Source organism: Kitasatospora sp. NPDC096140, from assembly GCF_040303045.1.
GTDB lineage: Bacteria > Actinomycetota > Actinomycetes > Streptomycetales > Streptomycetaceae > Kitasatospora.
Window position 1 is genome coordinate 1 of sequence record NZ_JBEOUW010000051.1, and the last position, 13666, is coordinate 13666.

General features: G+C 70.2%; 10 protein-coding genes. 5 read left to right on the top strand and 5 right to left on the bottom strand.

Going from position 1 to position 13666, the window contains the following annotated elements:
- Positions 1–317: 317 nt before the first annotated feature.
- The gene (locus tag ABT048_RS35460; protein WP_350525721.1) at positions 318–3245 is read right to left on the bottom strand and encodes an NACHT domain-containing protein; all 2928 of its coding nucleotides are present in this window, start codon (positions 3243–3245) and stop codon (positions 318–320) included.
- A 136-nt stretch (positions 3246–3381) separates the two neighbouring features.
- On the opposite strand from ABT048_RS35460, the gene ABT048_RS35465 reads away from it, so the two are divergent.
- From ABT048_RS35465 to ABT048_RS35480, 4 genes are all read left to right on the top strand, one after another.
- Positions 3382–4419, top strand: a complete 1038-nt coding sequence (locus ABT048_RS35465; RefSeq protein ID WP_350525722.1) for a hypothetical protein — start codon at positions 3382–3384, stop codon at positions 4417–4419.
- 91 nt (positions 4420–4510) lie between these two features.
- Positions 4511–4930: a helix-turn-helix domain-containing protein gene (locus ABT048_RS35470; RefSeq protein ID WP_350525723.1), complete on the top strand. Its 420-nt coding sequence runs from the start codon at positions 4511–4513 to the stop codon at positions 4928–4930.
- Between the two features lie 103 nt (positions 4931–5033).
- The gene (locus ABT048_RS35475) at positions 5034–6146 is read left to right on the top strand and encodes a TIGR02391 family protein (RefSeq protein ID WP_350525724.1); all 1113 of its coding nucleotides are present in this window, start codon (positions 5034–5036) and stop codon (positions 6144–6146) included.
- Between the two features lie 70 nt (positions 6147–6216).
- Positions 6217–7140, top strand: coding sequence for a hypothetical protein (locus tag ABT048_RS35480; protein ID WP_350525725.1), 924 nt, complete (start codon positions 6217–6219; stop codon positions 7138–7140).
- A gap of 735 nt (positions 7141–7875) precedes the next feature.
- Here ABT048_RS35480 and ABT048_RS35485 read toward each other — a convergent pair.
- Entirely contained in the window at positions 7876–8673 is a 798-nt protein-coding gene (locus ABT048_RS35485; protein ID WP_502894112.1) for an exodeoxyribonuclease III, read from the bottom strand.
- A gap of 343 nt (positions 8674–9016) precedes the next feature.
- On the opposite strand from ABT048_RS35485, the gene ABT048_RS35490 reads away from it, so the two are divergent.
- Positions 9017–9799, top strand: coding sequence for a GntR family transcriptional regulator (locus ABT048_RS35490; protein WP_350525727.1), 783 nt, complete (start codon positions 9017–9019; stop codon positions 9797–9799).
- Positions 9800–9998: 199 nt separating this feature from the next.
- Here ABT048_RS35490 and ABT048_RS35495 read toward each other — a convergent pair whose 3' ends face one another.
- From ABT048_RS35495 to ABT048_RS35505, 3 genes are all read right to left on the bottom strand, one after another.
- The gene (locus tag ABT048_RS35495) at positions 9999–11162 is read right to left on the bottom strand and encodes an ROK family protein (RefSeq protein ID WP_350525728.1); all 1164 of its coding nucleotides are present in this window, start codon (positions 11160–11162) and stop codon (positions 9999–10001) included.
- Between the two features lie 244 nt (positions 11163–11406).
- The gene (locus ABT048_RS35500) at positions 11407–11811 is read right to left on the bottom strand and encodes a hypothetical protein (protein ID WP_350525729.1); all 405 of its coding nucleotides are present in this window, start codon (positions 11809–11811) and stop codon (positions 11407–11409) included.
- A gap of 135 nt (positions 11812–11946) precedes the next feature.
- A complete protein-coding gene (locus ABT048_RS35505) occupies positions 11947–13503 on the bottom strand; it encodes a hypothetical protein (protein ID WP_350525730.1) in 1557 nt (518 codons plus the stop codon).
- Positions 13504–13666: the final 163 nt, after the last annotated feature.

Sequence of the window (13666 nt, forward strand, 5' to 3'; positions counted from 1 at the left end):
TTCTATGCGCCGGCCGCGGACTGATCACCCGAACGAGCCTGATGCGCACGGAAGTTCGAGCGGCAGCCATGTCCCCCGGTTTGGGAATCGCTTCTCAGGGCAGTGGTCATATCTGTCCTGTCGCCTGTCGCCTGTCGCCTGTCGCCTGTCGCCTGTCGCCTGACGCGGCCCTGCGGTCAGGACTATGACCGACTCGGATTCGCTTGCCGCAGAGCGGCTGCGCAGCGTCGGTTGCTTACTGGCCTACGGCGCAAACGGTCGCCGCAGTCGCGCGGCGGCGGGGTCCGCGGGCGGTGCGGGCGTGGGCTGGATGCGGTTCAGTCGTTGATGCCCGCCACCGTGACCGGGCCCAGAGCGAAGTCCCAGGACGCGATGTCGTGCAGGGCATGGAGAAACGCCTGGGCGATACTCCACCCTGTCGGTGGCTGCGCCATAGCTGCCTCGGCCAGGAGGCGTTGGGCGTGGGGCAGCATGTCCCATTCCCAAATGCTCTCGGTGAGGAGTGGGCCGTGGTCCAGCGCGTCCTGGTCGGCGAGCGGGACCGTGACGTCGTCGACGAGCTCGTTGGTGACCGGGATGTCGGCTGCCCACTTCACGACCCATCGCAGGGCGGCCTGAGCATCGCCGGTTTCGTGGCCTGGTGCGGGGGCCATGTCCGAGCCGGGCAGGAAGGCGGCGAGAGTGGTCGTGCTGCCCGTAGCTGCCGGGGTGTGCTGGGGAAGCATGGGGGCGGAGGTGCTCCCCAGCACCTTGCTGGTGAAGAGTTTGACAGCGGCCAGGTGCTCACCGCTCATGCTCTGGGCCGCGGAGTCCAGCAACTGCAGTGCCGCAGGCTGCAGGCATCCGTCGGTTCGGGCCCAGCGGGCAAGGGTCCGCAGGCAGAACACAGCTCGCAGGCCTTGCCCGCCGAGCGCGGTCCTGGCGGTGTTCACCAGACGTTCGCGGACCTGGTCGCTGCGGTCGGCGGCTTGGGCGAGGGTCTGCGCCATCCAAGGCTGTCGGAAGGTCAGCGCGTAGTCGAACGCGAAGTCGTTCGGTGCGGTGATGAGTTCGGCCGCGTGCTGTGCGAGGTGGATGTGGTACCTGGGGTACCGGCGGGCGAGGTCCTCGTCCAGCATCGCGAGGGCCAGATGGGCGCCGGGAAGCAGCAGCGTGTGGGCCGGGCTGTTCCCATCCAGGTCGCGGAGCACGGTGAGCAGCTTGTCGCGCAGGTGCGGGCGGGTGGTGAACAGGCCTGCTGCGGCGAGCAGCCAGGTCTGATACCAGGCCTTGTCGGTGGCGAGGTAGCTGAGGCGGGGAACGATCTGGGTGTCAGGCCCGGACAGGAGGGCCCGGGCGGCGCAGTACTCCTGGAGGCTCTTGACTTCGAAACCGACGGCGTCGTCCTGCGGGGAGACGAGTAGGACCAGGCGCTCGGTGGCCGCGTCGGTGAGGGCGGCTGACAGGGCGTCGGCGCGTAGCGGGTCCTCGGTCTCCTCCAGCAGCCGGGAACGCAGACGGTCCCGGAGGTCGCTCAGCGGCATGGTGAGGATGTCGGCCGGCTCGGTGACGACTTCGTCCGTCTGGATGGTGAGCCCCGCGTACTGATGCAGCCAGTCGATGTGGATCTGGTTCTCGGCCACGAGCTCTCCCGTGGGCCCGGGTTTGTCGGCCTCGCGGGCGTAGATGGTGGCGTAGTAGGCGTCGAAGAGTTCGTAGCGGTTCTGCGGCATCCGCAGCCGCTTTTCCACCAGCAGGCTCATGATCGTCACCTGGAGCGGGGAGCGCATGAGGTGCCAGGTCATCGGGTTGCCCGCGGCGGCCTTCGTCCTATCTATTACCGTCGCGTGCATGTCAGGGTCGCTGCGGTGACGTGCCTGGGCGAGCCGGCCGGCGTAGTGCAGCGCCTCCTCGGGGTTCATGTCGGTGAGGGTCAGCGGCTCGTAGTCCCCGGGGTGGAACTCGCCGCGGTAGTCCTGGGGCCGGGTGGTAGCGACCACCAGCAGGTCGGCGTCGAGGGAGCGGGCCAGGGACAGGAACTCCTCGATGCCCCGTAGGACGGCCTCCCGGGCGGGCCGGGCGACCTCGTCCAGGCCGTCCAGGACCAGCAGCCATGGCCAGGTCTGCAGCCAGTGCCTGAGCGCGTCTTCGGTGACGCCGCTGGTTCGCAGACTCATCTGACGGGCCAGGAACTGCAGCAGGCTGGGTAAGTCCTGCTCAGCGAGGGCTTGGGCGTAGGCGTGCAGGGCGACCCGCAGCGGCCAGCGGTGGCAGCGCGGCGCTCGAAATCCCATCTCCGCGAGGTCGCGGCGCATTGCGTGCAGCACATCCCGCACCTGGGCGGTCAGCAGCCGGTCGTCCTCGTCGAACATCGCTGCCCGGTAGGCCTGGCAGACCAGCTGGCCGAGGGTGGTCTTGCCTTGCCCGGGCCCGCCGAGCAGCAGGATGTGCGGCCGGCTTACGGCTGGCTGCCGGGAGGGGCGCAGGACGCTGTCCCCGCGTTCGATCACATGCTGCCCTGCCAGGACCGTCCGCGGACCATCAGGACCTGCTTCGCGCGCGGCGTTCAAGTCGACCGCCACCGGGCCGAGGCCGATCCTCCCGGCGCTGGGTTCGGCGCCGGCCTGGCCCAGACGCAGCCACTGGTCGGCGATGAGCTCGCCCGCGGCATGGGCACGCATCACGGCTGCCACATCGGCCGGGAAGGCATGCGAGGAATCCCGGCCCACGAGCTGGGCGATGACATCACTGGCTGTCATGAAGGCGAGGTAGCTCTGACGTACCTGGGGATGGGTGTCGAGGAAGCGGCAGATCTCGTCCCTGTGCCACACAGCCCAGCCCTTGAGGGCGATTCCCCGTCTGAAGGCCTCACCGGCGATGAACCGCTCGATGCGGTCGATCCCGCCGCTCCCGGCAGCGGCGCTCAGCCGCACGTTGGTGGCGAAGACGATGAACTCCGGTACTGCGCCACGCTTGGAGCCCGCCGACGCCCAGTCTTCGAGCTCCTTGCGGATCTCCCGCTGCAGCCACGCGCCGTCTGAGGGACGGGCAGCTGGCACCTGGCGGTACTTCGCCTGCACGACCCCGTACCCGTCCCACTCCTGCCCGCGGTGAGGGTAGGGGACCGGGCCGTGGAAGGAGATTTCCCGGCCGCCGTCGGGGCCGTCCCCGAACACGCGAGCTCCGGGTCCGAGCACGCACTTGGCCAGGCTCTGCACGAGATGCTCGAACTCCCGGCTGCCCAGGCGGCTCAGGTCGTAGTCCACCGCGCCATTGTGGCTCATACTCTGCGCCGACTACGACTACGACTACGACGGCGGCGGCGACCGGCACAAGGGCCCCTCACGCACGGCGAAGCCACCCCCCGGGCGCGTGTCACAGGCACATGATGCAGTTGCGGCCATGACAGTTCTGACAGCCGTATTCACCGCGTGGCTGCTGTGGGTCCTCTTCACTGTGACGTTCATCGCCGTTGCCTCGCTCTGCTCCGCCCGGCGCCCCGGCCGGGTGCTGCAGCACCTCCCGCCGCTGCAATCTCGCATCTTGAGCGGGCAGTTGGAGAGCGCGCACCGCGTCCGGACCATCCTGCGGCTGCACGGTATCCCAGCCGGTGAGCTGCCCAGGTGCGATGCGATGGCGGAGCGGTCCAAGGCCTTCGCGACCCACAAGGCCGGTGTCCTACTGACCTGGGCAGTACCGGCCGCGCTGATCTTCGCCGCGATGGCCGCAGCCGACCTCGCCGGACAAGAGGCCAGCCTCCTCTACATCATGCTCCTCACCACCACGGCACTGGCCATCGCCGACGCCCGCATCACCGCACGCGGCACCGTCTTCGCGTCCACGACCCGGGCGGCCATGGAGGTGGTCGAACTCCTCGGTACAGGACCGGAGGTGACCCGCCGCTCCCACCACCACCAAGGCGTCAGCAACGCGCTGTCCGCCTCCATCAGCACCCTGTGCCAAGCCGCCCTCACCCAGGCCCGGGCTCTCTCGGCGCGCACCGACCCGTACACACGCGAGAGGATCCTCACCGTTTCAACGGACCTGGCCGCCAACCTCAAGGGAGCACGCGCCAGGCTGCTTCGGCAGCCGCAGGCCAGCAAGGACCGCATCGCCCACCTGTGCGCCTCCATCCTCACCCAGGCCACCAAGCCCCACGAAAGCGAACTGCACCCGGTCCTGGTCATCGACCCCGCCATCTTGCAGCCCGAGTCGGAATGGCACCCGTCACACTCTCCACGCCGCCGCACCGTCCTGGCGGTCACGGTCCAGGCATCCATGGTCCTCGCCCTGCTCGCCATCGTCGTCGCACTGGCACACTTCCAGGTGCCGGAACTGGTGGTCCTGCTCGTCGTAACTCTCATCGCGGCGCTGTTCGCCCGTATCCTGATCGCCCTCGACCTGCCGGCCACTGACTGGCTGTGCGTATTCCGGCGCTGACCAGCCGGGTCGGCAACCCCTCACCTAGTGACCTGAGTCGGAGATTCGGCGTTAGTTGGGTGTGAGTCGTCCTGGTCCGAAGATCCCGCCGTTGTCGGTCACCGATGGTCAGCGGGAGGTGCTGCAGTCCTGGGTGCGTCGTCGTTCGACCGCCCAGGCACTGGCGTTGAGGTCGCGGATCGTCCTGGAGTGCGCCGAGGGGCACTCCATCATGGACGTCCCACGGCGGCTGGCTGTCGCGCCGGACACGGTCCGCACCTGGCGTCGCCGCTTCATCGACCGGGGCCTGGACGGCCTGAGCGACGACCCCCGCCCCGGCGTCCCGCGGAAGATCACCGACGCGGACGTCGAGCGGGTCATCGTGAAGGATCTGACTCACCGGGCCGCCGACTCGGCTGCGACGAAGGCGTGCTCGGGAGTACGGGTTGCCTTCGCGCCAGCCTGGCCTTCGATCATCGGCTCAGGGGCGTCTTGGCGGGTGTGGTGTCGACGCCATGGGCGAAGCGGCTAGCCGGGGCTAGCTAGCCGTGCAGCTGCCGATGATTCCCGGTGCGCAGGGCCCCGCAGGCGGGTAGCCTGCCGTCCCAGAAAGGGACGACCGACAGGGTGGGAACATGCGCATTATGGCTCCGGACGGTCTGCCATGCCCAGAGGGCGATGAGGGGTACGAGCTTCTGGAGACGGTCTGGGATTGGTTCTCTGAGGATGGGGAATGGCCGACCTTCGATGACGTGGAGCGTGCCCTGTACCGGAAGGGCATTGACGCGGAGAAGGCGATCCAGCAGCTGCCGCCCGACCTGGTATGGGGCATCGACGCGGGAATGCACATCGCGCCGCAGGACCATCAGCAGGTCCAGCTCACCGCCGCTGGCCTGGCGAACTGCGCCGAGGCTGGCCTCGCTCTCAAGGGTATGCTCCTGCTCCTCCAGCTGGCGGTCGAGATTGAGCGCGCCTGGGTACCTGGACCGGACTCATCACCGGGAGCCCGGCCCACCATCGACTACGAAACCTTCGTGGCTGGCCGCGACCCGCGGACCATCGACCGGCGTCAGCTGGCGCTCGCTGCGTACGCCGCCGTCTCCGAGCCCTGGTCGTCGGGACTCGCCCGGGGTGACGGCCTGGAAGGCTGGGAGCTGTCCTTCGGCAAGAAGGTTAGGAAGTATGTGGGGCTCGGCCCCGACGACCTGCGCGGGTACTGGAAGCTGCGCCAGCAGCTCATTGGCCGCCCGGAGGCCGTGACGGTCGAAGAGGCCATCAGCCCCAAGGCGGCTCAGCCCGAACCTGCGCCGATTCCTGATCTCGCCTTCACCTGCGTCCTGCACTCGGAGATCACGGCCGTCGCTGCGCGACGGATCGAGAACGGCGAGTACGCCGATGCGGTGCTGGCTGCCTACAGAGCAGTTGAGCATCGCGTCCAGAAGCTGACTGGGCTGACGAGCAACGGCCATCAGCTGATGGGCGATGCTCTCAGCCCCCCGAAGGTGAGGATCACGGTCACGCGATCGACGGACGCGAACCTGGTGAGTGAGCAGCGCGGCATGGCCGCGATCTTCAGCGGCGTGATGCAGGCGCTTCGGAACACCCGAGCCCACGGCCCGGACGAGTCAGACGAGTTTGCGGAGGCGGCAGAAACCCTGGTGCTGGCCAGCTGGCTGATGCGCCGGCTGGATCTTGCCGAGGCAGCTCTCGGTGTAGCTGTCGAAATAGCAACGACCGCCGGGGACTAGGGGAGGACGAACCGGGCTCGGGGCCCAGGAATCTGTCCGGTTTGTCGCGGGATCAAGGAAGGGAAGATCCGTGCGGGGATTCACACGGGATGAGCTTGTCTCCGATGGATGGCGGCACTGCTTCAAGGCGATGCAGTCCTTGGAGGGGAGGGAGCCGGAAGGGCTCGCGCTCCATGCTGGGCTTGGTGTTGAACGTCTCGTGAAGGCCGCACTGTTGGTTCGCAACCCCGCCTTCTTGGTTGACTTCGCCAACAAGGACCACGCCTGGAAGTCGCTCATGCTGCTCGCAGGCTTCCAGCCAACCGCCACGCTGGGAAGAGCGAGCAGATTGTATACCGTGGGGGTCGAGGTTGGCCTCAAGCGCCTTATGGACCTCGGTGTTGCTGCAGGTCACTTCGACGGGCGGGACGTCGAAAGCTTTGCGGTCGCGCGTAATTCTGCGGTCCACGGAGGTGGTGAGGAAGTCGATCCGGTAGTCCTCGGTGGAACGTTTGTCCGAATCGTTGATGCTCTCCTCGCGGACCTCGGGATCGCCCCGATTGACCACTGGGGCCCGTACTTCGAAGCGGCAGTTGAAGTCAAGGGGGGTGAAGAACTCAAGCTCCGCGAGGACGTGAGGATGCGAATCGTGTACACGAGTGAAATCTTCGAGGGGTTGAGTGATGCCGCAATCGAGGAGTCCGTGGTCAGAGCGGAGCTGACAACAGCTCGCGCGCCGCAACATCGAACGCACGTATGCCCGGCCTGCGGAAACCCTGGCTTGCTCGACGGCTCTTACCTGCAGAAAGTGGCGCGAGAGGAGGAGGGTGACGTTGCCGATCAGTGGCTATTTGTCGTGAACGACTTCTGGTGCCCGGCGTGCAGATTGGGCCTGGTTGGACAGGTGCAAGTCCGGTTGGCTGGTCTACCCTCTGAGGTTCACGTGCTCGAAGGCCAGATTCCGCGTCAGCGATCGGAGGCCTCGCTTCAGGCAAGCATGTTCGAAGATGACTGAGAGCGGCGGGGTTCGTGTCCCGCGCGCAGGCACGGGCCGCGCATGGCACCGGAGCGCCTGCTGGGCGACAAGGCCTACGCGAGTCGAGTGATCTGCCACCTGCTGCGGCTCTGGGGCATCGCCGTCACGATCCCTGAGTACCGCGACCAGGTGGACAATCGCCAACGGTGTGGAGCCCTTTGCGGCCGGCGCATCAGCAAAGGGGGTTCGGGGGTAATTCCCGGCGGGAGCACCCCCGGGAGCGCGGGGCCGATGCGGCGGCGCCGGTGTGGTGAGGCACCGCGTGGTAGCAACCCCCGCATTCTCGGGGTAGCTCCGATGGGAATGTATCGGCTACCCATCTGGGATTACGATCCGCATGCGGGGGCCTGGCGCCAGGCTGGCGATAGGCGTCGTGAGGTCGCCCCCTCGCTCTCCCAGGCGCTGACGAGAAGTTCAGTACTGATGTGGTGACTTGAAGCCGATGCGTTCCCCGCTGGCGTACTCTCGCATGCGAGAGTACGCCAGCGGGGATTTGGAATGCCATCCCGGCCGATCCCGTGCTGGTACCACAAAGCCCTCCCGCTGGTCAGTGGTTGCGACTCCCGTGGCGGGGAGCCGTGAGACGAATCGACTTGTCAAACTGGGTTCGGGCGAGATCGCAGGCCTCGTTTACTGGTGCGAATGGGCCTGAGCTCGGGGGTACTTCAGGCCTGGGGTGCCTCTGAGTTCTGCTCAACTGCTGGTGCCTGTAGGTTAGTTATCGCCGAGGTTGAACACTGCGGTGACGGGTGCGTGGTCGGACCACCGTTCCACGTGGGAGGCGGCGCGCTCGACGTAGGCCTCGATGCATTTGTCCGCAATGCCCGGAGTTATGACAACTAGGTCGATGCGCCAGCCGGAGTCGTTGTCGAAGGCGCGGCCGCGGTAGGACCACCAGGTGTAGGGGCCGGTGCGGTCGGGGTGGAGGGCGCGGACGACGTCGACGTAGCCGGCTTCGTCGTAGACGCGGGAGAGCCAGGCGCGTTCCTCGGGGAGGAAGCCGGCGGACTTCTGGTTGGCCTTCCAGTTCTTGAGGTCCTCGGGGCGGTGCGCGATGTTCCAGTCGCCGCAGACGACGACTTCGCGGCCGTCGGCGGCGGCGCGGGTGCGCAGGGCGGTGAGGTGGACGAGGAATTCCGCCATGAAGCGTTCCTTCTCGTCCTGGCGTTCGGTGCCGACTTCGCCGGAGGGGAGGTAGAGGCTGGCGACGGTGAGGCCGGGGAGGTCGATTTCGAGGTACCTGCCCGAATTGTCGAATTCGGCCGATCCGAATCCGACGGCGGTGCGCTGCGGCTCCGTCCGGGAAAGGACGGCGACGCCGGCGCGGCCCTTGGCGACGGAGGGGGCCCAGACGGCGTGCCAGCCGTCGAGGTCGCGCAGCTCCACGGGCAGCTGCTCCGGTTCGGAGCGCACCTCCTGCAGGCAGATGACGTCCGCCTCGGTGCCGGCCAGCCATTCGACGAAGCCCTTCTTGGCCGCCGCCCGGATTCCGTTCACGTTCACACTCGTCACCACGATCACCCGGGCAGCCTACCGACTGGGTGTACCCGACCCGAATCGTGACGCGCGGCGGTCGGGGGTTGCGCGGTGGTCCGCGGGGCGGTGCGGGGCGGTTGTGGCAGTGGCTGACATGAGCTGTCGTGAACGCGGCATGAATATGTGCGACAGTCGCATCAAGCCGCGCCATTGGTCTTGACCATCTCCGGAACGAGACCCTAGGGTCGCTTACTGCAAGGACCTTTAATAAAGAAGGACGGATAAAGGCTCGCTCTCCCACCTGCCGCAACAGCGGGCAGCGGGCCCGGATCCGCCCTTCTTGTCGCAGGGCGGACAGAACAAACAGGTGGAGGACGCGGTGGGGACTACCGGACAGCTCTCGGCGGTGCCGGAGCCGAAGTACTGGCACCTGCGTACGGTGCTGCTGCGGGCCATCGACTCGGAGTTCTCCACCGGGCAGATCCTGCCCAACGAGCGCGAGCTCTCCGCCCGCTTCGGCGTGGCGCGGGCCACGCTGCGCCAGGCGCTCGACCAGCTGGAGCTGGAGGGCCGTCTGGTGCGCCGCCGGGGCATCGGCACCCTGATCGCCGCCCCCCGGGTCGGCGTCCCGGTCAGCCGACAGGACGAGGGCTGGCCCGGCGCCGCCCGCAGCCAGTCCTGGCGGACGATCGACTGCACCACCGCCCCCGCCACCCCGCAGCTGGCCAAGAGCCTCGGCATCGCCGAGGGCGCCACCGTGCACACCGTCCGCCGGGTCCGCATGGTGGAGGGCCGCGCGATGGCCACCGAGTCGCTGCACGTCCCGGCCGCCGCCCTGCCGCACCTGCCCGGCTTCCGTGCCGAGAGCGACCGCGCCCGTTCGGTGCTGCGCCAGCTGGAGCGCCTGGAGGTCGACGGCGAGTCCCGCGCGGTCGAACTCGGCGTCGCCGAGGCCGAGGAGGCCGCGCTGCTGGAGCGTCCGCCCGGCTCCCCGGTCCTGGTCATGACCACCCAGTACGGCTCGGCCGGCCGCCTCGTCGCGGTGGCCGTCTCCACCTACCGGGCGGACACCTGCAAGCTGACCTTCGGCGAGGCCGGACTGGTCGAGGTCACCCCGGTCTCCCCGGCCGCCGCGACCACCGAGGTCCGTAGCGCCTCCTGAGGCAGCGCCTGCCGAGGTCCCACCTCAGGACGAGGTCCCACCTCAAGAGGCGGCGCCCCTGAACCATCTGCCGGAAACCCTCAGGCCGAGGCCCGGACGCCGACCGGCGTCCGGGCTTCTGCCGTCCGGGCTTCTGCCGTCCGGGCCTCTGCCGTCCGGGCACGTCCGGGGCCGAGCGCTTGGACGTCCCCGGTGGGCCTCAGACCCGGGGCGGGTCCACGGCGAAGAGCTGCTCCTCGACGTGGTCGAGGGCGACGCGCAGGGCGCCCATCGCCACGACCTCCGAGCCGAGGGCGGCCAGGGCGACCTCGGGCGCGCGCAGCGTGAACTGGGCGAGCCGCTCGCGCAGGGGGTCCAGGACGCCGTCGAGGCCGGCCGCCCAGCCGCCGATGACCACCAGCTGCGGGTCGATGGCCAGGACGAGCGCGGCGACGCCCTGGACGAGGCGGGTGAGGAAGCGGTCCATGGCGACCTTCGCGACCTCGTCGCCCTCCCGGGCCAGCCGCAGGACGCGGGCGACCGCGGCTTCGTCCAGCGGGTTGAGCGGCTTGCCGGTGGTGGACAGCAGGCGCTCGGGGGTGACCTCCTGGCCGAGCAGGTGCAGGGCGCCGATCTCGCCGGCCGCGCCGCCGAAGCCGCGGTGCAGCCTGCCGTTGATGAGGGAGCCGGCGCCCGGGCTCAGGCCGGCCATGACGAAGACGACGTCGTCGGCGCCGAGTGCCGCGCCCTGCCAGTGCTCGGCGATGGCGGCGAGATTGGCGTCGTTCTCGATCAGGACCGGGCAGCGGAAGGAGCGCCGCAGCCGCGCGCCGAGGTCGAGGCCGGTCCAGCCGGGCATGGCGGTGCCGAGCCGGACGGTGCCCTCGCGGTCCACGATGCCGGGGGTGCCGATGCCGACGGCCCAGAGGTTGTCGCGGGAGATGCCGGCCTTGCGCAGCACCTCGGCGACAGCGGTGCGGACGGCGGTGAGCCGGTCCTCGGCCTCCAGGGTCTCGTCGACCGGCTTGAAGTGACTGCCCACCACCTCGCCGGTGAGGTCGGCCAGGATGACCCGGACGTCGTGCACGCCGATCTCGATGCCGAGGATGTGTCCGGCCTCGGCGCGGAAGCGGAACCAGCGGGCCGGGCGGCCGCGGCGGCCGGTGCCGGGCTGGCCGTCCTCCCTGGGCTGCTCGACCTCGGCGACCAGTCCGGTCTCGACCAGACCCTCGATCACGCCCTCGACGGTCGGCCGGGACAGCCCGGTCTCGCCGACGAGCTGAGTGAGGGTCACGGAGTGGCCGTTCCGCAGCGCCCGGAGCGTGACCGCCGCGTTGATCCGCCGCAGCAGCGAGGAGTCTCCTCCGGTGAGCCGATCCGCCAATGCGATGCCCTTCGCCGTTCGCGCGACTGCCCTGGCGCGCGGTGTCGAGTGCGCGGTGCCCACCGAATGGCCCGCGGGGGTGTGTCCCCGGAACGCGGCACGGCGGCACGGGGCCGCCTGCGCGGGGGCCGGAGGACAAGCGGAGCCTACCGGGGGAGCGGCCCGGGCGGCGAGGATCCTCGCAGCTCACCCAGGCTTCGGTATCGAAATGGTACGGATCGGGTGGCGGTGTGTGACGCCGGGTTCAGCGGCCCGCCGAGGACGGCCCGCGCCCGGCCCGCCGGGACCGCGCCGACCAGCGGGAACGCGCCGGGAGCCGCGAGCCGAGGACCGAGCCGAAGACGGACCCGAGGACGGACCCGATGGCGCCGATCGACAGCACCGAGCCGACGGAGCCGATGGAGAGGACCGACCCGACGGAGCCGATCGACAACACCGACCCGATCGAGCCGATGGAGCCGAGGGAGCCGAGGGACCCGATGGAACCGAGAGAGCCGAGGGAGCCGATGGAGCCGATCGATCCGAGGGAACCGATCGAGCCGACGGATCCGGCCGAGCCGATGGAGCCGATCGAGCCGACGGAACGGACCGAATCAACGGACCGGAGCGGGTCGCGGGCGGGCCGGGCCGGGTGAGCGGAAGCCGTCATGAGTCCTGACTGTAGCCGCGACACCGCGAGCGCGCCCCGCCTTCACGCACCCGTCCGCGCTCAGTCCACCGGCGCTCGGTCCACCGGCGCTCGGTCCACCGGCGCTCGGTCCACAGGCGCTCGGTCCACAGGCGCTCAGTCCACCCGGGCCACGAACAGCCGCTGCCCCAGCAGCCCCATCGGGTGCCCGTCCTCCGGCAGCGCGTGGACGGTCGGGCAGCCGGCCGCCGTGAGGGCCGTCTGCCAGTGCTCCGCCGGCCGGGCGGTGGCGGCCTGCGGGTCGCCGGTGATCAGCAGGTCGAGGTGTTCGGCGGTGGGCGCGAGCAGCAGGAGCCGGCCGCCGGGCGCGAGCAGGCGGACCAGCGCCGGGACTTCGTCCTCCGGCGGCCGGGTCGCGCCGGCGACGACGACGTCGTAGCGGCCGCCGTCGGGGGTGACGTGGTGTTCGGCGTCGGGCCGGGGCCGGGCGGCGAGGGCGCGGGCGACGACCGTCTCGGCGCCGTCCAGGTCGAGGTCGAGTTCGAGGACGCGCAGCGGCGCCGGGCCGGCGTGGGCTTCGGCGGTGCCGCGGACGAGGGTGCCGAGGGCGGTGGCGAGGTAGCCGCGGGCGGCGGCCCGGCGGACCGGGGCGGTGGCCGGGCGGGGTGGTTCCTCGCCGCTGATCAGCCGGGGCAGTCGCAGGGCGCCGCGCCGTACCCGGTCCAGGGCGGCGGCGGGGCCGAGCCCGTCGGCCCAGGTCTCGACGACCGGTCGCCAGGTCTCCCGGACCTCGGCGGCGGTGAGTCCGGGGCCGCCGCGGTAGACCGCGCCCTGGGCGCCGCCGTCGTGACGGGTGATCAGGCCGTGCCGGGCGAGCGCGGCGAGCCAGCGGGAGACCCGGGGGCGTTGGGCGGGGGTGACCATGGCGGTGGCCAGCAGTTCGGCCTCGGGGTGGCCGCGTTCGGGGTCGGTGAGGACGCCGGCCTGCTGGAGGGTGAGCAGCAGGGCGTGGAGGACGGCCCGGTCGAGGTGGGTGCCGAACTCGCGGACCTGTTCGGCGGTGATGCCGATGCTGTGCTTCCAGGCGGCGGCGGTGGCCGCGTCGGTGGCGGCGCGCAGTCGGCGGTCGGCGGCTTCGGTGTTGCTGTCGGGGGCGCGGACGTGGGCGAGGACGGCGCCGAGCGCGTCGACGGCGGCGTACACGTCCTCCTGGCGGGGTTCGGGGCCGACGTGCAGGACGAGGCGCAGTGCGTCGAGGTTCACGTCCCGGGCGGCGGGGCCGGGCAGTCGGCTGAGGCGCCAGAGCAGGGCGGAGGGCAGGCTGAGGTGGGTGGTGCGGTTGGCGGCGACGGCGGCGAGCTGGTCCTCCGGCGGCTGCTCGGGGTCGCCGCAGTGGACGGTGCCGCCGGCGAGGAGGGTGGCGAGGGCGAGGTCGACGGCGAGGTCGGTGACGGGGTGCAGCAGGGTGTGGCGGATGGGCGGCGGGCCGAGGACGCCGGCCCAGTAGCGCAGCCGCTGTTCGGCGGCGCGGGCGGCGGAGGGTGCCAGTGCGGCGTGCTCGGCGACGCGCTGGGCGAGCGCCCGTGGCAGGCCGCCCGGCGGGGAGACGCCGAGCAGCAGGCCGATGCCGCTGATCGCGCGTCCGGCGACGACGACGGCGGGCCGGTCGCCGAGCTCGCGCAGCGCGCTGACCAGGGCAGGAGTGGTGGGCACGGTGATCACTTTCGGGTGCGGGGGCGAAACCGAACCACTGAACCATGCGGCTGGGGCGGGGGAGGGCGCCCATGGGTCAAACTTCGGTAATGATTTTCATATCGGCCAGCCAAGGGGGTGGGACGAAGTCGGCGCGAAGGTGTCGGAACTTCGCATTCCGGAA